Source organism: Candidatus Nitrososphaera sp. 86-2 (genome assembly GCF_056726185.1).
On record NZ_JBWZON010000001.1, the window covers coordinates 794,596 to 818,209 of the forward strand.

Annotated in this window: 28 protein-coding genes; 16 read left to right on the plus strand and 12 right to left on the minus strand. The window is 54.9% G+C overall.

The features are described 5' to 3' along the window. Positions 1-1,275, plus strand: coding sequence for a cation:proton antiporter (locus ACYOR7_RS04775; protein WP_479913260.1), 1,275 nt, complete (start codon positions 1-3; stop codon positions 1,273-1,275). A gap of 67 nt (positions 1,276-1,342) precedes the next feature. Continuing rightward, complete coding sequence (locus ACYOR7_RS04780; protein ID WP_479913261.1) at positions 1,343-1,744, plus strand: DUF2203 family protein; 402 nt, start codon at positions 1,343-1,345, stop codon at positions 1,742-1,744. Between the two features lie 131 nt (positions 1,745-1,875). Here ACYOR7_RS04780 and ACYOR7_RS04785 read toward each other — a convergent pair whose 3' ends face one another. Next, a complete protein-coding gene (locus ACYOR7_RS04785; protein ID WP_294806034.1) occupies positions 1,876-2,115 on the minus strand; it encodes an Lrp/AsnC ligand binding domain-containing protein in 240 nt (79 codons plus the stop codon). An 83-nt stretch (positions 2,116-2,198) separates the two neighbouring features. Between ACYOR7_RS04785 and ACYOR7_RS04790 the strand changes: the two genes are divergently transcribed. After that, complete coding sequence (locus tag ACYOR7_RS04790) at positions 2,199-3,077, plus strand: UbiA family prenyltransferase (protein ID WP_479913262.1); 879 nt, start codon at positions 2,199-2,201, stop codon at positions 3,075-3,077. Here the strand turns inward: ACYOR7_RS04790 and ACYOR7_RS04795 are convergent. Continuing rightward, complete coding sequence (locus tag ACYOR7_RS04795) at positions 3,074-3,346, minus strand: winged helix-turn-helix domain-containing protein (protein WP_479913263.1); 273 nt, start codon at positions 3,344-3,346, stop codon at positions 3,074-3,076. The two genes, ACYOR7_RS04790 and ACYOR7_RS04795, sit on opposite strands and share 4 nt — an antisense overlap. Beyond that, complete coding sequence (locus ACYOR7_RS04800; RefSeq protein ID WP_479913264.1) at positions 3,324-4,088, minus strand: hypothetical protein; 765 nt, start codon at positions 4,086-4,088, stop codon at positions 3,324-3,326. The genes ACYOR7_RS04795 and ACYOR7_RS04800 overlap by 23 nt, the downstream gene beginning before the upstream one ends. A gap of 84 nt (positions 4,089-4,172) precedes the next feature. Here ACYOR7_RS04800 and ACYOR7_RS04805 point away from each other — a divergent pair, with 84 nt between their 5' ends. Beyond that, positions 4,173-5,333, plus strand: coding sequence for an aldo/keto reductase (locus tag ACYOR7_RS04805; protein ID WP_479913265.1), 1,161 nt, complete (start codon positions 4,173-4,175; stop codon positions 5,331-5,333). Between the two features lie 5 nt (positions 5,334-5,338). Then, entirely contained in the window at positions 5,339-5,677 is a 339-nt protein-coding gene (locus ACYOR7_RS04810; protein WP_479913266.1) for a putative quinol monooxygenase, read from the plus strand. Here the strand turns inward: ACYOR7_RS04810 and ACYOR7_RS04815 are convergent. From ACYOR7_RS04815 to ACYOR7_RS04835, 5 genes are read right to left on the minus strand one after another with little or no spacing between them, the layout of a single operon-like run. After that, positions 5,674-6,624, minus strand: a complete 951-nt coding sequence (locus tag ACYOR7_RS04815; protein WP_479913267.1) for a tetratricopeptide repeat protein — start codon at positions 6,622-6,624, stop codon at positions 5,674-5,676. The genes ACYOR7_RS04810 and ACYOR7_RS04815 overlap by 4 nt on opposite strands. A gap of 42 nt (positions 6,625-6,666) precedes the next feature. Continuing rightward, positions 6,667-7,218 (minus strand): type 1 glutamine amidotransferase, encoded by a 552-nt coding sequence (locus ACYOR7_RS04820; RefSeq protein ID WP_479913268.1) that lies wholly within the window; start codon positions 7,216-7,218, stop codon positions 6,667-6,669. 5 nt (positions 7,219-7,223) lie between these two features. Further along, on the minus strand, positions 7,224-10,151 hold the full coding sequence (locus ACYOR7_RS04825) for a UPF0182 family protein (RefSeq protein ID WP_479913269.1): 2,928 nt from the start codon (positions 10,149-10,151) through the stop codon (positions 7,224-7,226). Between the two features lie 36 nt (positions 10,152-10,187). Further along, complete coding sequence (locus tag ACYOR7_RS04830) at positions 10,188-11,345, minus strand: DNA primase small subunit domain-containing protein (RefSeq protein WP_479913270.1); 1,158 nt, start codon at positions 11,343-11,345, stop codon at positions 10,188-10,190. Then, complete coding sequence (locus ACYOR7_RS04835) at positions 11,342-12,391, minus strand: DNA primase (protein ID WP_479913271.1); 1,050 nt, start codon at positions 12,389-12,391, stop codon at positions 11,342-11,344. The genes ACYOR7_RS04830 and ACYOR7_RS04835 overlap by 4 nt, the downstream gene beginning before the upstream one ends. A gap of 60 nt (positions 12,392-12,451) precedes the next feature. Here ACYOR7_RS04835 and ACYOR7_RS04840 point away from each other — a divergent pair, with 60 nt between their 5' ends. Further along, on the plus strand, positions 12,452-13,318 hold the full coding sequence (locus tag ACYOR7_RS04840; protein ID WP_479913272.1) for a deoxyribonuclease IV: 867 nt from the start codon (positions 12,452-12,454) through the stop codon (positions 13,316-13,318). Here the strand turns inward: ACYOR7_RS04840 and ACYOR7_RS04845 are convergent. Then, the gene (locus ACYOR7_RS04845; RefSeq protein ID WP_479913273.1) at positions 13,315-13,641 is read right to left on the minus strand and encodes a hypothetical protein; all 327 of its coding nucleotides are present in this window, start codon (positions 13,639-13,641) and stop codon (positions 13,315-13,317) included. The genes ACYOR7_RS04840 and ACYOR7_RS04845 overlap by 4 nt on opposite strands. 65 nt (positions 13,642-13,706) lie before the next feature. Continuing rightward, positions 13,707-14,282: a V4R domain-containing protein gene (locus ACYOR7_RS04850; RefSeq protein WP_479914449.1), complete on the minus strand. Its 576-nt coding sequence runs from the start codon at positions 14,280-14,282 to the stop codon at positions 13,707-13,709. 178 nt (positions 14,283-14,460) lie between these two features. Between ACYOR7_RS04850 and ACYOR7_RS04855 the strand changes: the two genes are divergently transcribed. Both ACYOR7_RS04855 and ACYOR7_RS04860 read left to right on the plus strand, forming a co-directional pair. Then, positions 14,461-15,243: a 2-amino-3,7-dideoxy-D-threo-hept-6-ulosonate synthase gene (locus ACYOR7_RS04855; RefSeq protein ID WP_479913274.1), complete on the plus strand. Its 783-nt coding sequence runs from the start codon at positions 14,461-14,463 to the stop codon at positions 15,241-15,243. Further along, positions 15,236-16,300 carry a 3-dehydroquinate synthase II domain-containing protein gene (locus tag ACYOR7_RS04860; RefSeq protein ID WP_294804352.1) on the plus strand — a complete coding sequence of 355 codons (1,065 nt, stop codon included), beginning with the start codon at positions 15,236-15,238 and terminating at the stop codon, positions 16,298-16,300. The genes ACYOR7_RS04855 and ACYOR7_RS04860 overlap by 8 nt, the downstream gene beginning before the upstream one ends. A 3-nt stretch (positions 16,301-16,303) precedes the next feature. Here ACYOR7_RS04860 and ACYOR7_RS04865 read toward each other — a convergent pair whose 3' ends face one another. Next, a complete protein-coding gene (locus tag ACYOR7_RS04865; RefSeq protein WP_294804353.1) occupies positions 16,304-16,570 on the minus strand; it encodes a hypothetical protein in 267 nt (88 codons plus the stop codon). Positions 16,571-16,741: 171 nt separating this feature from the next. Between ACYOR7_RS04865 and ACYOR7_RS04870 the strand changes: the two genes are divergently transcribed. Then, positions 16,742-17,620: a DNA-methyltransferase gene (locus ACYOR7_RS04870; protein WP_294804355.1), complete on the plus strand. Its 879-nt coding sequence runs from the start codon at positions 16,742-16,744 to the stop codon at positions 17,618-17,620. On the opposite strand, the gene ACYOR7_RS04875 is transcribed toward ACYOR7_RS04870, so the two are convergent. Then, positions 17,617-17,958, minus strand: coding sequence for a hypothetical protein (locus ACYOR7_RS04875; RefSeq protein WP_294804357.1), 342 nt, complete (start codon positions 17,956-17,958; stop codon positions 17,617-17,619). The genes ACYOR7_RS04870 and ACYOR7_RS04875 overlap by 4 nt on opposite strands. Before the next feature lie 95 nt (positions 17,959-18,053). On the opposite strand from ACYOR7_RS04875, the gene ACYOR7_RS04880 reads away from it, so the two are divergent. The 7 genes from ACYOR7_RS04880 to aroC are packed head-to-tail and all read left to right on the plus strand — an operon-like array spanning position 18,054 to position 23,613. Continuing rightward, entirely contained in the window at positions 18,054-18,554 is a 501-nt protein-coding gene (locus ACYOR7_RS04880; RefSeq protein ID WP_479913275.1) for a hypothetical protein, read from the plus strand. 51 nt (positions 18,555-18,605) lie between these two features. Next, on the plus strand, positions 18,606-18,749 hold the full coding sequence (locus ACYOR7_RS04885; RefSeq protein WP_294804361.1) for a C2H2-type zinc finger protein: 144 nt from the start codon (positions 18,606-18,608) through the stop codon (positions 18,747-18,749). Positions 18,750-18,782: 33 nt separating this feature from the next. After that, entirely contained in the window at positions 18,783-19,454 is a 672-nt protein-coding gene (gene aroD, locus ACYOR7_RS04890) for a type I 3-dehydroquinate dehydratase (protein WP_479913276.1), read from the plus strand. Positions 19,455-19,462: 8 nt separating this feature from the next. Then, entirely contained in the window at positions 19,463-20,305 is an 843-nt protein-coding gene (gene aroE / locus ACYOR7_RS04895; protein WP_479913277.1) for a shikimate dehydrogenase, read from the plus strand. Continuing rightward, a complete protein-coding gene (locus tag ACYOR7_RS04900; RefSeq protein WP_479913278.1) occupies positions 20,302-21,150 on the plus strand; it encodes a shikimate kinase in 849 nt (282 codons plus the stop codon). Before aroE ends, ACYOR7_RS04900 begins: the two co-directional genes overlap by 4 nt. A gap of 7 nt (positions 21,151-21,157) precedes the next feature. Beyond that, the gene (gene aroA, locus ACYOR7_RS04905) at positions 21,158-22,453 is read left to right on the plus strand and encodes a 3-phosphoshikimate 1-carboxyvinyltransferase (RefSeq protein ID WP_479913279.1); all 1,296 of its coding nucleotides are present in this window, start codon (positions 21,158-21,160) and stop codon (positions 22,451-22,453) included. A gap of 44 nt (positions 22,454-22,497) precedes the next feature. Beyond that, on the plus strand, positions 22,498-23,613 hold the full coding sequence (aroC, locus tag ACYOR7_RS04910; RefSeq protein ID WP_479913280.1) for a chorismate synthase: 1,116 nt from the start codon (positions 22,498-22,500) through the stop codon (positions 23,611-23,613). Position 23,614: the final 1 nt, after the last annotated feature.

Below are 23,614 nucleotides of genomic sequence, written 5' to 3' on the forward strand. Positions count from 1 at the left end.
GTGGCCGCGGAAGAGCTCTTTGTCAGCGTAATAGTCATACTCGTAGCGGCGAGGGTGCTTGGAGAGTTGTTCCAGCGCATAAAGCAGCCGCCGCTCATAGGAGAGATTCTTGCCGGCGTGCTGATAGGGCCCTCCGTCCTTGGAATAGTGCAGCACGGCCCAAGCCTTGACGTCCTATCCGACTTGGCAGTGTTTTTCCTGATGCTGCTTGCCGGGCTGGAGATGGACCCAAAGGAGATAAGAAAGGCAGGCAAGTACGCAATAGTCATCTCTCTCATCGCGTTTTTCATACCACTCGTGTCAGGAACCGTAGTGGCACAGGCGTTTGGCCTCGGACTTGCCCAGTCGCTCTTTATGGGCCTCTTGCTTTCAATAACCGCGGTGCCTGTGAGCGCCATAGTCCTGATGCAGTTTGGCATACTGAGAAGCAGGCTTGGCAACATCGTGATAACCGCGGCGGTCGTAAACGACATACTGTCGCTTGTCGTGCTCTCTATCGTCCTTCAGATAAGCGCCGAAGGCGCGTCGGCAGCAGGACAGCAGGCCATAGACATCGGGGCCATTGCGTGGTCGGGAGCAAAGATAGCCGCGTTCCTTGCGGGGATATTCCTGTTCGACCTGCTTTTACGCGGAACCAGCCACTGGCTTCCTGCCCGAGTTGAGCCCTACTTTAAAAAGCTGCAGACAAAGGAGGCGGCGTTTGGCATACTCTTAATAACCACGATAGCAGTGTCTCTCATCGCGCAGGACATCGGCCTGCACTTTGTAATAGGCACATTCTTTTCCGGCCTCATCATCTACAAGGAGATAATTGGCAGGCAGAACTTTGACAGGGTGTACGGCATCATTTCTGCCATCACATTTGGGTTTTTTGCACCCATCTTTTTTGCAATCATCGGCATCGACATCAACCTAAAGTCGCTTGCAAACGCGATACCTCTCTTTCTGGCGCTCCTTGCAGTGGCAGTCGCCGCCAAGATAGGCGGGAGCTACATTGGCGCGAGGCTCGTGCGGTTCCCAAAAGATACGAGCATCGCAATCGGCTTTCTGATGAACGGCAGGGGCATGGTGGAACTCGTTATAGCCTCTATAGGCTTTGCCGCTGGCATCATTGACATTACTTTGTTTTCCGTGGCAATCGCCATAGGCTTTGCGACTACGATAATGGCACCCATCACCGCCAAGCCGTTTGTCGCAAGGGCAAAGGAAAAGGACGCGGCATCTGTCAAGGTCGAAGGCGACGGCGACGGCAGCCACGCCACGTACGGCGTCTGACTGCTCTGCTGCTGACGACTGCGCTAGGCATAAATTAATGCTGGCTGCTCTCAAACACGAGAGAGAGATGTTTACGCTCTATACGCCCCAGACGGCTAACAAGGCATTGCCGGAAGTAAAGCGCATGTTCTCTGGCATCGTCGTGCAGAAAAACCGGGTGATGGTTCTGCAGCAAGAGCTCCAGGTAATAGTCGATTCGGGCAGCGATTTTGAGCGTTTTATGAAAAAAAAGCAGGAGCTGAACACCGCCGTCACGAACCTCTACAAGGCCATCGAGGCGCTGGAGGCGACAGGCGTGATGCTAAAGAGCGTGGACGAGGGGCTGCTCGACTTTCCTTCAAAGCGCTTTGACGAAGAAGTATGGCTCTGCTGGAAGGCCGGCGAAGACGAGATAAAATTCTGGCACGGCAAGGACGAAGGGTTCATGGGCCGCAAGCCGCTTGAAACTACCGGCGTAATAGAGCCATAAATCGGGGGTAGCCTGTAGAACTCCAATCGGGGGATTGGGAAAAGAGTTGGCAACGTTCTACAGGCAACAGATGCTTATTGAAACGTGTTTAAAAGAAGTAGAGCACGGTGGGGGGAGGAAGTGCTGCCTGCCTAATTGCCCTGCCCTTCTATTACCATCATGGTGAGGCTCGACTTGATGCCGTGGTGACCGCGGATCTTGCTGACGGCCTTTTTCAGCTCTTCGTCGTTGGACGCGTTCACTCTGGCGATAATGTCATAGACCCCAAAGACGCCCTTTACTTCCGAGACGCCCGATATTGCCTTCAGTTCCTTGATAACGTTGTCTTCAGAACCAAGTTCGCAATTGATGAGAATGTATGCCTCTGCCATCGGAAATGCTTGCAAGACTATCATTAATGAACCTTTTCAAAAGACATAGAAGGCGCCGCGTCCGCTCTAACCTGTAGTTAACATTGCTTTCCAGCTGGCTTCGGGCCATACGCATCAGGTTCCTGCTTGCGTCGGTCATTGCCGTGTCAAACGGCCTTGCGATTGCCTATTGGAAGTTTGGGACCATAAACCCGCTGTACGCCGGCCTGACGTACGCCGGCGTCGTGTGCCTGCACGCAAGCGTCGACCTACTCAACGACTACTGGGACCACAAGCGCGGAATCGACTCGGCGACGACTAGGACGAAATTCTCCGGCGGCACCGGCGTGCTACCTGAAAACATACTCGCCCCAAAGGCGGTCTATGCTGCCGGCATAATGTTCCTTGTGTTGGGGGGCGCAGTCGGCGCGTATTTTGTCGCAATACGCGGCGTGACAATCGCAGTCATACTCGGCTTTGCGGTTGTTGCCATTTACTTTTACTCGACTTCAATTGTCAACTCGGGCCTTGGCGAGCTGTTCGTGGCGATAAAGGGCGCCATGATAGTGCTGGGCACGTTCTTTGTGCAGACTGCACTAATCGACCCCGCCGCGATTTTTGTCGGCGTGATTGCCGGCCTCTTGTCGGCGACTGTCCTTTTCGTCAACTCTTTTCCAGACCACGACGCCGACAGGTCAAAGGGAAGAAGGACACTTGTCATACTGATGGGCAAGAAAAAGGCGGCCTCTGCATTTCCGTTTTTCATAATAGCGGCGTATGCCCTGATAGTCGCAGGCATTTTCCTTGGGTTTACAAAGGTCTGTTCCCTTGCAAGTTTCGTGTCATTGCCGTTTGCAGTCAAGGCAATTGCTGCAATTAGGAAAAACCCTGCTAGCGCGCAAGAGTTCGTGCCGGCCATGTCTTCTGCCGTGACGTACTCTCGCATAACCGGCTTTGTGCTTGCAGTCAGCCTCTTGTTCTAGAGGCCGGCGCTTTCTATGAGCCGCGTCAATTCGTCGTACTGCTCGACGAATTTTTTCCCCTTTGCAGTGATCGCGACTAGGCCGCTCACTCTGTGGATCATGCCCTTTTCCTCAAGTTCGGAAAAATGGTTCATCATCTTGTCGTACGAAAGCCGCGTCGAGTGCTGCACGTGGGTCGGCCTAGCGACCTCGTTGTGCGCCACGTCGTCCTCGATGGCGCAGAGGATCTCGTAGAACAGTTGCAACTTATGCCGCTTTTCTTGCCTCAATCTCCATCCTCCTCCTTGAAGTCGCGCTGTGCATGACATAAGCAAAGAGCGCAAGCCCCCCTATCCTTGCGATTATCGAGCCGGAAAACGCAAAGACGCTGTTGTCAAAATACGCCATCACCAGCGAATACTGCTCTAGCCACAGGAGCGCAAACGCGGCAGGCACGTACAGCATCTTGGCCATGCCGGACTTTACAAGAGACGACACGGTGTTTGTGAATATGTACGCAAGCACGGCCATGTTGAACACGCGCATGTAGAGGCTGAAATCCGCAAGCTTGGCGTAGTTAAAGTAGGGCTTGCTTGCAATCTCTGATGTTGGGAGCAGAAACGGCACCGCAACCATGACAAGCGGGAGCAGTATCATGCCTGCGTCCTTTATGCCGAACCTGTGGTGGCTACCCTGTTCGCCGGCGTTCTTGAAGTAGTACGAAATGGCAATGAGCGCAAGGGCTTCCGACTGGAGCGCCAGCTGCAGCCAGAAAAACGCAGGGTACAGGATAGGATCTGCGCTGTAGGCAAAGCCTGCCTGCTCAAACGCAAACGATGCAGCGAGAAACACGAATCCCGCCGGCAGGCCGAGCAGGTACCCAAACCCTGCAAACCTGTACGAGCGGAAAAAGTATCGAGATATGACGAGCGAAAGCGCAATGGATGCGGCAGTGAATACGGCGATGGCGACCGGCGAGACTGCCGGGTCCAAAAGCACGTACGGGTTCAGCACATTTGGGTCCAGCGCCACGTTTTGTATTAGCTCGATTGCGAAGATAAGGGTTGCTCCCCTGAAGGGAGCACATTTATTATTGCCGCAATGAGAAACAAGTGCGTGTCGTCTGACTTTAAGGTTATAGAAGGTCACGCCACGCCGGAAGGGACGAAAAAATACGCAAACTATGGCGTATCAAAGGGCCTGCCGGCAGCGCATTTCCGCGAGTTTTCTGGCCTGCACCTGTCAAGCATCGGAATGGGCACGTACCTCGGCGGCCTGACAAAGGAGGACGATATTGCTGTTGAAAACGCTGTGCACGATTCTGTCGCTTCGGGTGCGATAAACGTCATCGATACCGCGATAAACTACCGTGCCATGAAGTCGGAGAAAAGCATCGGCCGGGCGCTCCTGCGCCTTGCAAGCGAGGGCAAAATATCGCGTGACCAGATTTTCATATCCACAAAAAACGGCTACATCACAAACGACGGCGACTTTGCAAACGTCGACGTGATGGAATACCTGCATAGGATGTACATAGCCACCGGCGTCATGAGCGCAGATGACATCAGCTCCGGCTACAACGTGATGAACCCGAACTACCTCGCAAGGTGCATAGACAAGTCGCTTGCAAACATGCACCTTTCGACCATCGACCTTGTATACATTCACAACGCGTTTGAGAGCTGGCACGAAGACGTCGACAGAAAGACGTTTGCAGAGATGCTTGCCAAGGTCTTCGAGCTGTACGAAAAGTACCGCAAGGAAAACAAGCTGCGCTACTACGGCATGGCCACTTGGACGTGTTTCAGGGTTCCAAAGGGCGAAATGGAGCACTTTTCACTTGAAGACGCAGTCAATATAGCGCGCCAAGTCGGCGGAGAAAACAGCCACGGCTTTAGGTTCATCCAGCTACCGTATAACCTTGCCTACAGCGAGGCGCTCCTGCTAAAGAACCAGCAGGTGGGAACAGACACGATGATGACGATACTTGAAGCTGCCGGAAAACTTGGAATCGGCGTGTTCACCAGCGCGCCTCTGTTTCAGGGCAGGCTACTGCGCGCCCAGATACCAGACTATGCAGGAGTCACGGACAGCAACAAGGTGGCAAAACTCGTGCAGGTGATGCGCTCAAGCCCGGCAGTCGTTGCGCCGCTCTTGGGCCAGAAAAACCCCGAGCACGTGCAGGAGAACCTAAAGGTCGCCCACATTCCGCCTCTGACAAAGGACGAGTTTGCGCAGGCCGTCGACACGCTTGTCAACAGATCGATGTCTGGGTGAAAGAGTTGACCGATACCACGGACGTTGAGAAATTCGTTTTGCGGACGCCCGAGTCTGTAAGGGTGCTTGCGTTTTTCAGGGCCAAGCGTGGGAGCTCTTCTGAATTGCAGCGTATCCTATTGTCGCTTGTCGAGCCGACGAGAAAAGAGCAGGGAAACATTGCCTATGTCCTTCACGCGCACGAAGACGACCCGCACTACCTGGTGTTTGACGAGGTGTGGATTAACAGAAAGGCGCTGGAGGAGCACTTGCAGATGCCCTACATCCAGTCGCTTCACAAAAGAATCGAGCACCTGATAGAGGAGCCGCCTAGGATAGATGTCTACCGGGAAGTCCTTTCCTAGAGTTGCGCAATTGCCTCTTTGATGCTCTCTGCATCAAGGGCGCCCGGCGTCTGCTCTATGTATCTTGTCAGGTCTTCCTTTGCGCCGGCGTTGTTGCCGTTCTGCATCCTTGCCACCGCCCTGTTCTTGTATATTGGGCCGTAGCGGGCGGGATTGATGTTGATTGCTTTTGTATAATATGCCTCTGCAAGGGAGTAGTCCTTCTTTTTCAGGTAATAGTTGCCAAGGCCCCTGTACGCAAGGTAGTAGCGCGGGTTGGCCTTGACGGCGCGCTCGTAGCACGGCACCGCCTGCTCTGAGCCCTGCTCGTTATAGATGCCTGCAAGCTGCGACCAAGCCTGCGCGTTTTCCGGTTCTGCCTCGGCTGCCTGCCGCAGTTTTTCCACTGCCTTTTCGGCCTTGCCCTGCTGCCTGAGCCTCTCTGCCTCAAAACACGCCCTGTTGGACTCTGCAAATTTCAGGTCCTCATTTTTAAAGAGACCCTTCATGTCTGCAGGAATAAGGATAATCTCTGTCATGTCATCCTGCTCCCAGTCCTGCTCGAACTTTGGCTCTGGTATTGCGCCTATCGTGTCCGGCTCTGGCACGTATGTCAGGATTCTCCGCTCGTCAAGGTCGTACCCCGAAACTACTGTCGCGTGCTGGGCAATATCGTGGATGCCAGGCATCACCACTATCGGCGGTATGCCCTGGTCGATTCTTTTCTTGACGTCCTTGAGTGAGCCCTTGAAAATGTAGCAGGCAAGCCCGCGCCTTTCTGCAAGCTCGATTCCGTCTATCATGACGGTGCCCCTTGCTGACGATGCCTGCTCCTGGGACTCTGCTCCTATCAGGTCCTCGCCCCAGTATTTTGCGACTACGTTGACGGCAAGGGGAAGCCGCGGGCTTTCCTCGCTCTTGCTCACAAGCGGAAGCGAAATGAAATGTTCTGGCTGCGAAGACTCCAAACTACTGCCTTGTGCCAACCCTTGCAGGGCAAATAAATCATTCTACATTCTTGCGAATTTCTCAAGGAGGTCGAGGCCGTCGGGCCCGCTCTTTTCCGGGTGGAACTGCGTGCCGTAGATCTTTTTAGTGCCGTGCGCAAAAATCTCGTGATCGCAGTACTTGGACCCTGCGAGGCGCACAAAGCCCTCCGGCAGTCTGGCTATGCAAAAGCCGTGGCTTTCGTACACCGATATCGTGTTTTTTTCTGGGACGAGCGGGCTAGGCGATGTAACAACGTCTATCTGCCCGTGCAAATGCGAGGACATCCTGCGTATCGAGCCACCGAGAGTCAAGGCGATTATCTCTGCTCCGTAGCAGATGCCAAGCAGCGGAACATCCCTGTCGTGGCAGTACCTGACTATTCGCGAGTTTGCAGCGTTCACTGCCTGGTCGTTTTTGCGCCTCCCAGACAGGATGACCCGGTCGCATTTTTCAAGGTCGTCCCGAGTCACCTCAGAGTATTTCCTATAGACGCGTTCTGCGCCGAGCCTGTCAAGGCACGCAAGTATGTCCGGCGTGAATGGCGAAAGGTTGTCGACCACTAGCGTCGGCAAAATCATCAACTTACCTCGATTGCAATGTAGTGGTTCTCGACAATCCCGCCGGAGACCTTGAGCACGCCAAAGTTCACGTTGTTTCCATTCTGCCACTCGTACACTCTGCCGTTGTCCGGTGGGTTTGCCTGCACGAACTTGGCTATCGCGTCCTGCGCTAGTTTAAAGTCGGTGTCGGCCTTGTATGCGGCCCCTGCTTCTTGGAATTCTAGCGGCGCGGAAATGGCAGTAGGCTTTATCACCTGCAGGCCCGCGTCTGAAAAGACCCGCTCTACAGCGGCGATTCTGTCCTGCACATCCAGGGCCGGCGCCGGCGTGCCTCCAGTGCCCTGACTGGGCGTGACGTCGGTAGTCTGCTGGCCTGCGGCCTTTAGCAAATAGTTCTCAAACGCCTGCACGGGGTTGTCTCCGAGCCCGACGTTGAACGTGCCCGTGACGGACGCTCCGACTGCGGCAATGGTGCCTATCTGCGACACTACTCCTCCCGGGGTGTTTGCGGTGTACACGGGTATGAAATACACCTCCTGATCGCCTATTCTGTACAGTATGTTCTCGCCTACCCTCGGATTTCCCTGCAAGAGCGTCTTGACGTTCTTGTACTCTTTGTCCTTTTCAAGCGCCTCGCGGGCGGCCGAAGGTCCTATGAGTTTCGTCGCCGAGTCGAGCGGGACGGAATAGAACGTCATCTTGCCAAGCGCAGGCATGTCGTTTTCGACAATCATGTAGCCGACGAGGTTCTTTGTGGCAGAGCCGCTCAGTTCAAGCGACTGGAAACCCACGAACTGGGCGCTTTCAAAGCCCTGCGGCTTGGTCGTGATATAGTAGGGCGGTATGTCCTTTGAGCCGTCCTTTGGTATGTCGTAGAACTGCCTTGCCTCGATGAACGTCTTGGGGTCGGCGACGTGGTAGCGGTTGAATTTGGCTATCTTCCAGATGAACATCTCCTCTGGGTAGCGGATCTGCTTGTCGAGCCACTGCGGGACTTGCCGCGTCGCGCCGAGGCTCTTGTACTGGTCGTAGAACATGTCTGAAAACTTGTCGTTTCCAGTCACTATCACTTGCACGCTGCCGTTGTACGCGTCTATCAGCGAGTAGCCTACCAGTTTTAGCATGAACGGCGAGCCCCAAGGTACGTGCGACGTGTCGAGCGCTGCTATTAGCGGCATCAGCCAGTACGTGTTCTTGCCGTCGGTTACGGGCAATACTCCTACTTTCTGGAAGACTGGTGCGGCCGCATTGCTGTCGTTGCTGAACGCAAAGTCGTACACGAAATACGGGTACAGCAGGTCCATCCTGTCGTGTATGTCCTTGTACCTCATGATGTGGATCGGAGTGTCTGGGTACGACAGCATAAAGTTAGGCTCAAACATCCAGCTAAGCGGAGGCGCCACGTCGATGCCTCCGGTGCCGTTGTAAAAGAACTGGGATATTTCGTCGCTTGAAGTCCTCCCATCGGGATATGCGGCCCAGCTGCGGGAGAACAGACCCTCGTCGCCGCTTTCGCCGTAGTAGATGCGCTTTTGCGGGAAGAACTTGTCTTCGTTGACGACACTTCCTGTGTCTGCTTCTAGCATCTTGAAGCCGGGGTTTGCGTGCGTGTACACCAGGTGCTGGTTGAACCATTCAGTTCCCTGCGCGACCGTGTCTGGCAGTTTCGGGGTGGTCGCTCCCGTCCAGTACATCGTGCCGGAAAAGCGCAGCATGTCCGTGTCTGCAAAGGCGATGTCGTTTCTCTGGCCAAGCTCAGGCTTTAGTTTCTGACTTGCCGCATCTTTGTCCCACAGCCGTATGTTGTTCAAAGTGTCGCGGTTTGCGTTTACCATCTGCGGTATATTCGCCGGCGCGACAGAGGGCGGCTTGACATCATAGTTCACTACGCTCACCTTGTCAAGCTCTGCCATGTTGCGGTTGACTGCTATTTCCTGCGCTATGTACGGACCGCGCCACTCTACCTTTTTCGCCTCCGCTATGCTAGTGTTCACCGCTACTATCGAGCCGACGATTGCAACGACTGCGACGACTGTCATCAGGCGCAGGTAGACGTGCCTTTTTTGCGGGTAGATGATGACCCGGGCGCGCCTTTTATCCATGAACCCGTAAAACATGAGAGCTGCGCCAAGCGCAAGGGCGCCGGCTATCAGGTATTTCGTGTTAAAGTCAATTCCGGAGCTGAAAAACAAAGTAAAGCCGGCCCAGAATATCGCCGCGCCCACGATTACCTCTACTGTGGATATGTACGAGAGGAACTTGGGCTTGTGCTCTGCCGCATCGAGCATGTACTGCGACACGACGTTGACTGCGCCTGACACTCCCACGTAGAGAAGCAGGCGTATGCCGACGGCACTCAGGAGCGCCGGCATCAAGAGCGCAAGGGCGGGTATCGCCGGGACGACGTTTTCCTGCGCAAAAGCGCCGTCTGCCGGCACGGTGGCAAACGGGATGGAGAAGATGGAGCCGATGCTTGAAACGCCGACATCGTTTCCTTCCGCCATGTACGCGATTGCCATGCCAAAGCCGATGTTGGCAAAGAGCGGGGCAAGCACCACTACCTTTGTCGCCTGCCACAGCCCAAAGCTGAGCGGGCTCATGTGAAAGTCCGAGTAGCGACCCGCCGGCTTTGACTGCGCCTCAAAGTCGTTTCTCTTGACGAACCTGACTATTAGGCTGACTGCGTACCAGACCATGGAATGCCTGCTTGCGGCGTTTACGCGGACAAGCGCTATTGCGGCAAGCGCCAGCCCTGATACGATAGAGTAGTAGAGCGTCTTTGAATATGTGTTCCCAAATTCTGACAAGTTGAGGAGCAGGTTGACTGCCTGATTGCTTGCGACTGCAAATATCACGATGCCCATCGCTGCAAGGATGCCCCATTTTACGAGCCTGCCGAGGTCGGCGCGGGGTGCCTTGTCTTCACCACTGTACGTATCCCACAAGCAATTCTGACGTACGCGCTCGGGTCTTATAACATGTCAGGTCGCTTCTGCAAGGCCCTTGCAGATAAAATACGCGGCAGCGTAAGCCGGGAGCTCGGCCGTTTCCTTTGATATGTTGTAGTTCTCGCCCTTTAGCCGGACCTTGGCGTGCGCCTTTAGCCTTACCTTCAACTTGGAATCGCCAAGCAGGCAGGCGTCGGTAAACGGGTCAAACGACTCCAAGTCGCCGACTCTCACCTTTGCAAGGCCGCTCTTGCTGTTGAGCGTTCCAGGCATACGAAAGACGCGGTGGACGTCGGTCGTGACCTGAGGGTCTATCCTCACGCCCATCTCGCGGGTCATCGCGTCAAGCTCTGCCTTGAATCCCGCGTATCCGCCTTTTTCCTTGACAATGTTTGTCAGCCGCAAAGTCGAAGTCGTGTCTATCTTTAGTTTGTCGGCGACTTTTTTTCGCCACCCAGAGCCAAGGCCGCTCCTTGGGAACTTGACAAAGGCAAGGTCGCCGCCCCCGGGCGGCTTGCGCACGCCGACGCTTTCTGCGAGGAGACCGACGCCTGCAAGGTATCCCACAAGGTCAGAACGCGCCTGCGAGTCAAGCGGCCTGTACGCGTCGTCATGTACGTGGAAGTGAAAGCCGTTGTTCCCTGAAAAGTAGGTGTGGATATTCTGCCGGTCGATGCCAAGGTCGCCGGTCAGAAACTCGATAAGGCGTCTTGCCTCCTTTTTTGATCCGTCAATGCACTTGGCGCACGGGATGACGATGTGCTCCGCCTTTTTGTTGCCACATGCGCCGCATGCGTATTCGTTGTCTTTGTCTGATGAAAGGGGAGATGAAACGTTTCCACAGTTTGCGCAAACTGGGTACGAGTGCAACGGCACGCAGGGAAGATGCAGGTCCTTGCCGTCAATGTCAAATATCAGGTCGGCCCCGAGCCACTGCTTTTCCTGCATCGAAAGCGTGGGAAATCTGTAGAGCGCGTTTGAGCAATAGACGTCCGACGGGACCTGCGTGATGAGCGTGGCTATCAGCTCGCCCGTGCTCTTGAACGAGAGGTGGCGCACCATGCCGTGGCCCCCAAACTGCATGTAGCCAAACTCGCGCTTTTCAATGTCGCCGGGCGGCTCTATCATCCTAGCCTGCTTGAAGTAGTATTCACGGAAAGCGGCCCTTACCGCGTCTGCCGCTTTGCTCATTGTTGTTTCCTCCTCTTTCTGCCAAACTGCATTGGGTTGATTATGCCGTTGCAGTCAGCCGTCGCAAAGCACAGGTTCTCAGTACGCAGCTTTTCGCACGACGGCACCGAGTATTTTGTCCTGCTGCCCTTTGTCCCTGCGAGGTGTTCTACCTGATAGCGGGTTATGCGCTCATTGAAATCCGGCGCGTTTTTGAACATCTCTACTATCTCGTCTATCGGCTTGGCTATCGCAAGCATGTACGTCGCAAGCATGAGCCGGGCAGAGTGTGGCAGGTTTTCGCCCCTGCCCATAACCTCCAGCGCGTGCTTGACGCACGGAGGGTAGTCGGTCACTGCGACAGCCCTGTACTCGTAGCGCGGGGCAAGCTCTTCCCTCAATTCGTCGACTTTTTGCCTCACAGACTGCGGGAGCGCCGGCAGGTTCATGGCCCTCACCCTGCCGGTTATGAGGACTGCCAGCTCGTTTCGCACCAGCCTCACGGTCTCGTCGGCGTCGAGGAACACCTGGCCGTCCTGCACCAGCCTGTTTATCATCTTCCACTCTTGTTCGTGAAAGTGCGACGAGCGCGTCAAGTAATCGGTGACTCTGACCTGAAAGAGCCTGCCGTCTCTTGTCACGTCTATTTTCAGCTTGAAAAGGTCCTCAAATATCTTGGAAAATAGTGCGCGCTTTTGCGCGTCGCTCTGCCTCTTCAAGTCCTCAGTCAGGAACTTTTCTGCGCGCCTTGCTTCGGCAAGGGCGTATTTCCTCAGTACGTGCTCTAGGCCAACCGACTTTACCATTATCAGAGTGACTATAAAGGTCAGGATCTCTGTCTCGTACCGCTCCAGCTTTTCATAGACGTTTCCTGCCGCTGCCGTCCTAACCCGCTCTGCGGCCCTGTCGATTATGTCCTTGGCGTCTGGCCTGTCAAGCTCGTCCCAGCCAAACCCTGACTGGCGCAGGTACTCACCTGCCTCGTTAAGAAAGGGGTACTTGGCAAGATCGCCAGTGCCCATCTTGATGGACAACTCTATTACGGCTAGCTGTTTGCGGAACTGCAATAAAACGACATCGCAATAACTTTACTAGCCGGCGCACCGGACTAGCGGGCGTATATGCACATGAACGCCGGCTACAAGGTGGGCTTTCACGTCTCTATCGCAGGAGGTATTTCAAACTCCGTGGACAACGCCAAGGGCATTGGCTGCAGCGCGTTTCAGATATTCAGCAGAAACCCTCGCGGGTGGGTGGCAAAGCCGCTTGCATCTGACGACGTGGCCGCGTTCAAGAGCAAGATGGTGGCAAGCGGCATCGACAGAACATCAACGGTAGTTCACATGCCCTACCTGCCCAACCTGTCAGGACCTGCCGGCGAGATGTACACAAAATCCGTCGACACGCTTGCCGGCGAGATCCAGCGCGCAGGCGAGCTTGGCATCCCGTACCTTGTCATACACCTTGGAAGCCACCTTGGCAAGGGTCCAGAGGCCGGCGTAGACCAGCTGGTAAACGCCGTGAACACTGCTCGCGACAGGGCAGCAAAGAAAAAAGGCGAGGGCGTGACCGTTCTCTTGGAGAACAACGCGGGCCAGAAAAACAGCATCGGCGCGACGTTTGAGGAGCTGCGCGCCATCCTCGACAGGCTGGGGGGCAGCGGGATCGGAATTTGCCTCGACACCTGCCACGCGTTTGCGTCAGGCTATGACCTGCGCACAGAGAAGGATGTCGAAAAGACGCTGGGCGCTTTTGACAAGGCAGTGGGACTTAAAGAACTCAAAGTGGTGCACCTGAACGACTCTAAAGGCGCCCTTGGCTCAAACCTGGACAGGCACGAGCACATCGGCCTTGGAAGCATCGGCAGGGAAGGCATGGCGGCCTTTCTTGGCCACAAGGCAATTACGCAGCTGCCGATAATAATGGAGACTCCGATTGACGAAAAAAGGGACGACGCCAAGAACCTAAAGGCGTTCTGCGAGCTAGTTAGTTAGCTAGCCAGTCTGTGCGAGTCTATCGCCGCGCTGTTCTTGCTATAGGTGATAATCACGCGGTCGCCCACGTTGTACGGACAGTCTTTGATCTCTCGTGGGTGGTCGGGCGTGTCGATGACGCATACGCCGTCCTGCTTTATGGCAATGGCCCCCTCCTCTGTTATTTTCTCCCTTATCAGGACGTCGCGGAGGGGAAAGCCCTGCACCATCTGTATGAGCATGAACGCGCCAAAGAACACCAGTCCGAACAGGATGGCCAGCCTCTTGCCAGAAGTCCTGGCGAACATGCCGCCACCATTATCGTCGTCCGGCTCGTAGCTCATTGAAAGTCTTGCCGTCATTCATTCTAAAAAACCTGCTCATGATTTCTTTTCGGACGGCTCTGCTGCTAGTACGAGGACGAAGTTCTTGCGACTATGAACTTACAGCATTCCGCGCCTGCGGAGATGCACTCTTCTTCAAGGCAGTTGTGGTGGCCGCCAAACAACCCGTCAGTGATTCCTGCCAGCAAGCCCGAAACGAAAAAGCAGCTTGGGTTTCCCGAATTGTTATGAGAAGTGTGCGCAAAGAAATTATCAAATATCCTCACTACCGCCGGCTCGCCCAGCTGCCCTTGGACTAACCGCAGCTTTGACGTCTCAAAGCGCCCCCAGCCGGCCAGCAGGCCGTAATATTCTAAAAAGCTGATTGCGGCCGCCGAGTCCTTTACTGCCTCTTTTCCCTTTATGCCGACATCGACCCCGTAACTGAGCCCGAGCTGGTACAGGATGACAGGGCCCGCCTCCTTTGTCAGGTCCATCAGCTCATCTCTGATTCTGTTCCAGAACTTTTCGTTGATTATTATGCCCCTGCAGTTGAAAACTGAATCTTTTATCTGCTTGGATTGCGGGTCGAAATGAAAATAAGGGTTCAGTTCGGCGTTGTAAGAATCATTATTATTCTTTATCTCGCGCAGATCTCGCACCAAAAGATTCTACTCTTCCCCTTCCCTCCGATAAGAGACATACATCGACTATAAACGACTTATGGTGTACGTTCCGGAATGATTATTCTAGAGGCCAATCTTCTGCATCCTGAATCGCCGCCAGGACAAAAAGATGTTTTATAAGTAGGACGTAAAGATTCAATCCCTACCTAGAGATATGGTGTTTGGCAGGGACGTAAGGCTTGGCAGGATACTAAAAGACGGCAAGATGCTGTGCATCCCAATGGATCACGGGATAAGCAACGGGCCGATAAGGGGACTTGAGGACGCGCATGGCATGATCTACCAGTGCGAAGGCGCCGGCCTCACCTGCGTGCTTGTTAACAAGGGCATCATCAAGACCATGCCGAGGCCGACACGCATAGGTCTCATAGTTCATTTCTCGGGGAGCACGTCGCTTGGCCCGGCGCCAAACCGCAAGATGCTCATGGGAAGCGTTGAAGAGGCGTTGAGGCTCGGAGCCGACGCAGTGTCGCTCCACATCAACATCGGTGCCAAGGAGGAGCCTGAGATGCTACAAAAGCTTGGCATGATTGCAGACAAGTGCGACGAGTGGAGCGTCCCGCTCGTTGCAATGATGTATCCCCGCGGCGAGGGGATAAAGAACCCCCACGACCCGGAAATAGTGGCGCACGCCGCAAGGGTCGGGGCAGAGGCGGGTGCCGACATTGTCAAGGCAGTTTACACCGGCGACGTTGATTCATTCAAAAAGGTGGTAAAGAGCGTGCCTGTTCCGCTTGTAATAGCCGGCGGTCCAAAGGCTACAACAGACCTTGAGATACTAGAGATGTGCGCCGGCGCTATGAAGGCAGGTGCAAAGGGTGTGACCTTTGGCAGGAACATCTTCCAGCACAAGAACCCGCCTGCGATGGTGCAAGCCCTGCACAAAGTGATATTTGAGGGCAAGGGTGCAAAAGAGGCTGCAAAGCAACTTGGTTGAAGCGGCAAAGAGCAAGGAGCTTATCGTCAGGCCGACGGTCGCAAAATCGGGCCTTGAGAAATTCCTGTCCAAGATAAAGAACGTCAACATGCTAAACGTCGACCCAAAACTCGTGGCCGGCACGAAATTCCAGACGATATTCGAGTCAAACGACGCCAATTTGGTGATATGCAAAACGTTTGACCAGATGAAGGCGGCCAAGGCTGCGGGCAAGACCTTTGGCTACTACAAGAAGGTGCTGAGCAACGCCGACGTCGACGAGATAGAGCGCGCGTCGCAGGCAGGAGCCTCGTTCGTAGTCGTAGACGCAAGCGACTGGAAGATTATCCCGCTAGAGAACATTATCGCAAAACTGCACAAGTCCAGTACCAAGGTCTACACCACCGCATCGTCGTCAAAGGAGGTCAAGACCATGTTCTCTGTGCTGGAACTTGGAGTCGACGGCGTCATACTCTCGACGGACAGCGAGGAAGAAGTGGAAAAGGCAGGCCAGCAGCTCTCGACCGTCCGGTTCCCGATAAAAACTGCAAGGATAACCGAGGTAAAGGATGTAGGCACTGGTGAACGCGTCTGCGTCGACACTGCCTCGATGATGGGGATGGGCGAGGGTATGCTCATCGGGAGCAGGTCCAATTTCATGCTGCTCGTGCACAACGAGTCGGTCGGCTCGTCTTTTACATCGCCAAGACCGTTTCGGGTAAACGCCGGCGCAGTATACTGCTACACGATAACTCCTGACGGCAACACGCACTACCTCTCGGAGCTTGAATCCGGGACGGAGGTGTGGATAGTCAACAAGGACGGCCAGTCAAGGCGCGCAACCGTCGGCAGGTCAAAGATAGAGACGCGCCCTCTGCGCCTCTTGCGCGCAGAAATCGACGGCGAGACCGGGACGGTCATCCTGCAGAATGCCGAGACGATACGCCTGATGAAGCCGGACGGAAAACTCGTCTCGGTGACAGAGGTCAGGCCCGGCGACGAGGTCATGGGCTACGCCAAGCCCGCAAGCGGCAGACACTTTGGCATGGAAGTAGACGAGTATATTGTCGAAAAGTAATAGCTAACCTGCTTTTCCCTCTATTATCTTCTCGGGTACAAGGTTTGGCCTGCCGTCTTCTGCCACTTCAGACACCCTGAGCAGGCTCACCTTGGTGCTGGTGGCGGTCTTTTCCTGCAGCATCGCCACGAGCGAGTCTTTTTGAATTTTGGCCGGATCGTATTCGTGAATGTCCTTGTCCCTGACGCCGTCTCTTGCAAGAGCCTTTCTGATGTGGCCAGCAAGTTCACTGTTTGCCTCGTTTATGAATACTCCCTTGGAGGTATCCATCCCTTGTTAGCGAGTTATCTATGTTGCTTATATCAAGTGTGAATCCTCGCTCCGGAACAATACAAAAAGCTCAAAAAGTTAGCTGGAGCTATAGCGCGTTTTTAGTTGCGGGTCTATTACTGTAAAGTATGCGGGATATGGACGAACTAGACAAGCGTTGCTGTTCGCTAAATGCTTGCTCAGGAAGAACAGCTGACAAACCAAATATTTCTCGGAAACTGCAAGGACGTTTTGGACAGGCTTCCTGAGAATTCCGTCCAGTTGACGATAACATCGCCCCCGTACAGAAACGCCATCAACTACGAGATGCACGCGTCCGGAAGCGGAGGCTACTACCGTGGAAACGCCGGCGTCGAAACGGCAGAATACCTGGACGAGATGGCAAATATTTTCGGCGACAAGGTCTACCGCATCACAAAGGACGGCGGCTACTGCTGCATAGTCATCGCAAACGAGGTCGTAAACGGCACGATACTTCCGCTGCCGCACATGCTGCTTTCAAGGCTGGTACAGCCGTTTGGCAAGTGGCAGCTGCACGAGGAGATAATCTGGCACAAGGTCACGGGAGGCACGAACCGCTACGGTTCGTTCGTCCTCAACCCGTACCCGAAATACTACCGCGCAAACGTCATGCACGAGTTCATACTCGTCCTGAGAAAGGGAGACGTCAACAGCGGAAGAAAGCGCAAGGAGGCGCTCCCTGCGACGCACGAAGAATGGACAAAAGAGATAGCAAACTCGGTGTGGCACATTGCCCCTGTCCCGCCGGGATACATCGACCATCCATGCCCGTACCCCGAGGAGATACCATACAGGCTCATGAAGGTCTACTCGTACAAAGGCGACGTCGTGCTTGACCCGTTTAACGGGAGCGGCCAGACGACAAAAGTGGCGCACCACTTTGGCAGACGCTACATGGGAATAGACATGGTAAAAGAGTACGTCGAGCTTGCACGAACGCGCATAGAAAGCGAGCCGATACACATACGCACCGAAGCACTCATCGCCAACTGGAAAAAGATACCGTCCCACTACAACAACAGCGTCTAGTTGGGGCGCGTGTTGCGCTCCTTAAGAAGCCTGCCAAGCGCCTTTTGCCTTATTGCCGCATCAACGTACGCCGCGTCGCAGTCGGTACAGACCGTGTATATGGCCGCGCTGTCCTGGCTTGGCGTTATCACCTTTTCCCATCTGAGCGGAAAAGACTTTTTCGAGCAAATGACGCAGCCTGCCTTGTCCTCAAGTGCAGAACCGTCGGCGCCGGTGTACATCGCGTACATGTCATAACTCTCATCAGCGAGCGGCTGCCACATCTTTTCAAAAGACTCTATCGCCGCACCGTCAAAGCCGAGCGCCTTCAGGCGGGAAATGTGGTCTTCCTTTAACATTTACACTATCTCCGAACCAGAGGGGCATAATAAATCCTCTCGCAGGATTGTCCTGTTGCGCATGGTTTTTCTGTCAGGCCGTAATGGACATACTGTTGCTACTCCCAAGGAGCCTGCTGGTTGTGGCAGTCGCGGTGGGAATCGCGTCTATCTTGGCAGTCGTTTTGTTCCCTAGCCTGAGCCACGCCTCGACAAAAGAGCCTTTTGTAAAGGTGGCGATTGACGGCCTCAAAGAGACATACAAGGCCGGCGAACCTGTTGATTTTGTCGTCACGGTCGAAGGTTATGGCTGCGACAGGGGCTTTCCGACAGTGAGCATAATAAAGGTGGACAGCAGCAACAACCAGACGCAAAACGTGGTATGGTCAAGGATGGGCGAAATCCGCCTGTTTGCCGTCGGCTCTGTGTGCGAATCAACAGACTTTTACAAAGAGAGGCACATCGGCGACGTACAGAAATACAACAGCGACGAGCAGGAGCGCTCCAGGACCGACGGCAAGGTGCCGATAACCCTGGGAGAAGGCAGATACACGGCCATGGTGGAAAGCATCGTTCCAACCACTACAAAAGATTTCTCGGTTGTTTCAGCAGGGTAAAAAAAATCCTGTATTGCTAATCTTTAATACCAGAAGCGTCAAGTATAGTTCATGTCTACCGCATCTTCGTCTGCCAAAAAAGCGGAGAACAGGTGCAATCTATGCGGCAAGGTTTTCACGACACCAGAGCTTTTAGAATCGCACAAGAAAATGGAGCACAGCAAGCAAGGGCATCCTCCCGCGGGCGTGAGCTAAAGAAATAAGGGGGCATACGCCTGATGGATGCCGTTGGCCAAAATATGCGCCTCCCTTGCGGCTGAAAACGCAAGCGACCTTGCAGCGCAAGCAAAAAATGCGTTTGACCTCGGGGCGGACTTTATCGAGGCCCGCCTCGATTTTATCGCTCCAGAGCATGTGATGCAGGCCGCCGACGGGATTGACAAGGACCGCGCAGTTTTTACGCTGCGCTCAAAGAATCAGGGCGGTAGGTTTTCCGGCACGGAGGAAGAGCGCGTGAAACTGCTCCGAAAACTCGCAGAAAAGAGGCCGATGCTTGTCGACGTAGAGCTTGAAACTTTGCAGGCAAACGACAACCTGGCAGACTATTTGGAACTTGCAAGCATCCCGACGCTTGTCTCGTGGCACGACTTTGAAAAGACTCCACCAAACGACGAGATTGCCGACATTATCACAGAAATGCGCCTCTACAGCAACTACGTCAAGGTAGTCACGACTGCAAAAAGCGTCGAGGACTCTGTCAGGTTGATGTCGCTCTATGAAAACTCTCTCGGCCTGCACCCGATAATATTTGCAATGGGCGAAGCCGGCGTCGTGACAAGGGTGCTCTGCGCCCTGTACGGCGCCCCGTACACGTACGCCGCTTTAGAAAAGGCTGTGGCGCCTGGTCAGTTGACGATAGCGCAGATGAAGCAGCTGTTTAGCAGCATAAGGAGTCGCTAGAGATAGGAATGGAAAGAGCACCGGCAAAGACCTACTGCATAATCGGCGATCCGATAAGCCATTCGCTTTCGCCGGGTATGCAAAACGCCGCGTTTTCCGCGCTGAACCTGAACTGCACTTATCTCTCTTTCCGCGTGCCTGCGCAGGAGCTGAAAGAGTCTATAGAGTCGCTCGGGGCGATAAACGTCGCCGGGTTTAACGTCACTATACCACACAAGGTGGCCGTGATGGAGCACCTTGACGAGCTGGACGCCACCGCAAAAAAGGCAGGGGCGGTAAACACGGTCAACAACATAGAGGGCATATTCAAGGGGTACAACACCGACATCGCCGGCTTTATTGAACCTCTGCGCCGGCGCAAGTTCGACTTTAATACCACAGTCTTGCTCCTTGGCGCCGGCGGAGCCGCGCGGGCGATAATTGCCGCACTTGCTGAGGAAAAAACCGGCAAGGTGGTGATAGCAAACCGCGACCAGAAAAAGGCAGGAGAGCTTGCCAAGACAGGAGGCGACCTCGGGTTATTGTGCGAGACTATTGCACTTGAAGATGCAACCAAGGTCTCTCCAGAGGCAGGTCTGATAGTAAACGCCACGTCCATCGGGCTTGACAGCGAACCTAGCCCAATTGACTCTGATCACATTAAAAAGGGAAGCGTCGTTTACGACATCGTGTACAGGCCGGTGGTAACGGACCTTCTGGAACAAGCCAAGTTTGCAGAGGCGCACGTAGTATATGGCTATGAAATGCTGCTTGAGCAGGGTGCAAGGGCGTTTGAGATATGGACCGGCCTGCCGGCGCCCCGGGACGTTATGAAAAAGAACCTGCTTGGGATATTTGGAGAGCCGACATGACAAAAGTCAGGGCGACCATGCACGGCGCGGTTTCCATAGTGAACGCAATAGCGACCGGCAACGGCTCGGCGCTTGGCATCTCGCTCAAGGTCATGGCAGAGGTCGAGATGACAAAGGGCAAGGGCCTGCGCTTTCTGACGGGCAAGAACGACGATAGGCTGCTCAACAACATCATCAAAAACACGCTGCCTGCCGGCACGCTTGAGCGCAACCAGTTGATAGTAAAGCTCCGGTCAGAGATCCCGATAGGCTTTGGGTTGAAAAGCTCCAGCGCGGTGTCAAACGCAGTCGCCCTTGCGTGCAGCAGACTGGCAGGCGAGAAGGCCGACGACTATGCGGTCCTCGACGCGGCTGTAAGGGCGTCGCTTGACGCCAAGGTCACAATAACCGGCGCGTACGACGACGCCACTGCGTGCTACTTTGGCGGGTTCGTGGTGACAGACAACTATGCGAAAAAGCTGCTAAAGAGGGAGGAGGCGCCGGACAACCTGCACGCGGTGATATTTTTGCCGCGTAATACGCCGCGGGGAGAAGTGCACAAGCTGAGCGACCTTTCCGATTTATTTACGGACGCGTTTCGGCTTGCAGAGGCCGGCGAGTACTGGAAGGCCATGAAGCTCAACGGCGTCCTTGCCTCCGCAGCGCTTGGCACAACCTACAGGCCGGCGCTTGCGGCACTAGAGCAGGGCGCACTTGCCGCCGGCGTATCTGGAAACGGGCCATCGATAGCGGCCGTGGCGTACGACGACAAGGTGGAGGACATAAAGAGCGCTTTTTCAAAATTCAACGGCAGGGTGCTGGTGTCTAAGGTTAATAACCAGAAGGCAAGCGTGGAGGTCCTGTAAACATAAAATGGTCAAGATTCAGGTACGGCGCTCAAAGGTTGACGGAACAGTCCGGTGCCCTTCAAGCAAGAGCTACACCCACCGCGCCCTTGCAATAGCGTCGCTTGCCTCCGGTGGCCAGTCGACGATAACAAACGCGCTGCTTGCCCGAGACACGCTTGCCACGCTTGCCTGCTGCAGGGCACTTGGGGCAGAGGTGCAGGAAAGGCGCGGCATAGTACAGGTGCAGGGCAGGCATGATTTTCAGCCGCCTGAAAACGTGCTCAACTGCGAAAACTCGGGCACAACCATCAGGATAATGACTGCCATGTCCTGCCTAGTCAAGAGCGGCCACGTGGTCCTCACAGGCGATGAGAGCCTCAGAAGGCGCCCGATGCAGCCGATACTTGACGCCCTTGGCCCGCTTGGTGTACAGGCTTATTCTACAAAGGGCAACGGTACTCCTCCTCTCATAGTCCGGGGCGGAGGCATAAAGGGCGGGACTACGATAATCGACGGCAGCATATCCAGCCAGTTCATATCCGGCCTTCTTGTCGCCGGCATTTACGCCGACTCGGAAATCACGCTAAAGATAAAGGGCGACCTAGTGTCCAAGCCGTATGTTCGTGCGACTATTGCGACGATGGAGCATTTCGGAGTAAAGATCGACTGCGAACAGGACATGCTGGAATACCGCATCAAACAGTCAGAATACAAGCCGGCTAGGTTTGACGTACCAAGCGACTTTTCCACCGCGGCGCTCATACTCTCTGCGGGCGCGCTTGTCGGAAAAAAGCTGAAGGTAAAGGGGCTCAACTTTAACCTGCCGCAGGGCGACTCGCAGATAGTAGAGATAATGGAGCGTATGGGCTGCACGATAAAGGCGGACAGGCCAAAGGGCGAGGTCATAGTGCAAGGAGCAGAATCGCTTGAAGGAGGCGAATTCAACCTCGCAGACACGCCGGACCTTCTGCCCGTAGTCTCGATACTTGCGCTCAAGGCAAGGTCGCCGGTCAAGATAACTGGAGTCGCGCACGCCCGCGTCAAGGAAACAGACAGGGTCGCAAACATTGCGCACGAGCTTGCCAAGTTCGGCGCCAGTGTGGACGAGTTCCACGACGGGCTGACCATTTCCGCGCCCAAAAAGCTGAAAAACGCGTCGCTTGAAGCCTATAACGACCACCGCCTCTTCATGGCATTCACGATAGCGGCTATGATGACAGAGAAATCAGTGGTTGAAGGCGCCGAGTCGGTGGACGTCTCGTACCCGCACTTTGTAGAGGACATGAAGGGCCTAGGCGCAAGGCTGTCGTACGCCGGATAATCCAAAAAGCCAATATACCGAGCGCAAGCCAGCATTACCATAACATGGGTGGTGGTAACATTCTCGGCGAGCGCTTTGTCGCCATGAGCTTTGGCGAAAGCCACGGCCGCTGCGTAGGGATGCTGGTCGACGGATGCCCCGCAGGGCTCCGTCTTTCAGAGGGCGATATACAGGGCCAGCTTGACAGGCGCAAGCCCGGCCAGTCTGCAGTCACCACCCAACGCAAGGAAGAGGACAGAGTCGAGATACTCTCAGGCGTCTTTAACGGCTTTACCACGGGCGCGCCGATATGCATGTTGATATGGAACAAAGACGCCGACTCGCGCGCCTACGAGGCGATAAAGGACATACCGAGGCCGGGCCACGCCGACTACCCTGCGACGGTGAAGTACGGAGGTTTTGCAGACTATCGCGGAAGCGGGCGCTTTTCCGGCAGGCTGACTGCAACGCTTGTGATGGCCGGTGCAGTGGCGCAGAAACTGCTGCGAGAAACGCTCGGCATTGAAACTGTCGCCTATACGTCGGAAATAGGCGGTATTAAGGCCAAGAGAATTACCCCTGAAAACATTGCCCGTCGCTACGACAACGACGTCAGGTGCCCAGATCCTACCGCGGCTGAAAAGATGCGCGACGCAATTTTGACGGCAAGAAGGGACGGCGACTCGCTTGGCGGCGTAGTAGAGTGCACGACTACGAGCCTGCCTGTGGGACTAGGAGAGCCGATATACGCGTCTCTGGAGGCCGACCTGAGCAGGGCCCTCTTTGGGATACCCGCAGTCAAGGCAGTCGAGTTTGGCTCTGGCTTTGAAGGATCAAAGAGACGCGGTTCAGAAAACAACGACGCATACTACTTGAAGGATGGCGAGATAGTGACTAGGACCAACAACTCGGGAGGCATCCTAGGCGGCCTGTCAAACGGCATGCCGCTAATAGTCAGAGTCGCGTTCAAGCCGGCCGCGTCGATAGCCAAGACACAGGACACGCTTGACGTGTCGAGCAAGTCGCAGGCCAGGCTGACAGTCCCCGGCAGGCACGACCCGTGCGTGGTGCCAAGGGCGCCACCGATAGTCGAGTGCGTCGTCTCGATGGTGCTTGCCGACCACGCGATACGCGCAGGACTAATTCCTCCGGTCTTGAAGAAGAAAAAAGGGAGCGCCTGAC

What these genes read in the sequence shown, in the direction of transcription:
- aroC (WP_479913280.1), top strand. Translation starts at nt 22,498, where the DNA reads ATGGGTGGTGGTAACATTCTCGGCGAGCGCTTTGTCGCCATGAGCTTT.
- ACYOR7_RS04785 (WP_294806034.1), bottom strand. Translation starts at nt 2,115, where the DNA reads ATGGCAGAGGCATACATTCTCATCAATTGCGAACTTGGTTCTGAAGAC.
- ACYOR7_RS04865 (WP_294804353.1), bottom strand. Translation starts at nt 16,570, where the DNA reads ATGGATACCTCCAAGGGAGTATTCATAAACGAGGCAAACAGTGAACTT.
- ACYOR7_RS04875 (WP_294804357.1), bottom strand. Translation starts at nt 17,958, where the DNA reads ATGTTAAAGGAAGACCACATTTCCCGCCTGAAGGCGCTCGGCTTTGAC.
- aroE (WP_479913277.1), top strand. Translation starts at nt 19,463, where the DNA reads ATGGAAAGAGCACCGGCAAAGACCTACTGCATAATCGGCGATCCGATA.
- ACYOR7_RS04845 (WP_479913273.1), bottom strand. Translation starts at nt 13,641, where the DNA reads ATGAGCTACGAGCCGGACGACGATAATGGTGGCGGCATGTTCGCCAGG.
- ACYOR7_RS04840 (WP_479913272.1), top strand. Translation starts at nt 12,452, where the DNA reads ATGAACGCCGGCTACAAGGTGGGCTTTCACGTCTCTATCGCAGGAGGT.
- ACYOR7_RS04870 (WP_294804355.1), top strand. Translation starts at nt 16,742, where the DNA reads ATGCTTGCTCAGGAAGAACAGCTGACAAACCAAATATTTCTCGGAAAC.
- aroA (WP_479913279.1), top strand. Translation starts at nt 21,158, where the DNA reads ATGGTCAAGATTCAGGTACGGCGCTCAAAGGTTGACGGAACAGTCCGG.
- ACYOR7_RS04855 (WP_479913274.1), top strand. Translation starts at nt 14,461, where the DNA reads ATGGTGTTTGGCAGGGACGTAAGGCTTGGCAGGATACTAAAAGACGGC.
- ACYOR7_RS04885 (WP_294804361.1), top strand. Translation starts at nt 18,606, where the DNA reads ATGTCTACCGCATCTTCGTCTGCCAAAAAAGCGGAGAACAGGTGCAAT.
- ACYOR7_RS04780 (WP_479913261.1), top strand. Translation starts at nt 1,343, where the DNA reads ATGTTTACGCTCTATACGCCCCAGACGGCTAACAAGGCATTGCCGGAA.
- ACYOR7_RS04900 (WP_479913278.1), top strand. Translation starts at nt 20,302, where the DNA reads ATGACAAAAGTCAGGGCGACCATGCACGGCGCGGTTTCCATAGTGAAC.
- ACYOR7_RS04830 (WP_479913270.1), bottom strand. Translation starts at nt 11,345, where the DNA reads ATGAGCAAAGCGGCAGACGCGGTAAGGGCCGCTTTCCGTGAATACTAC.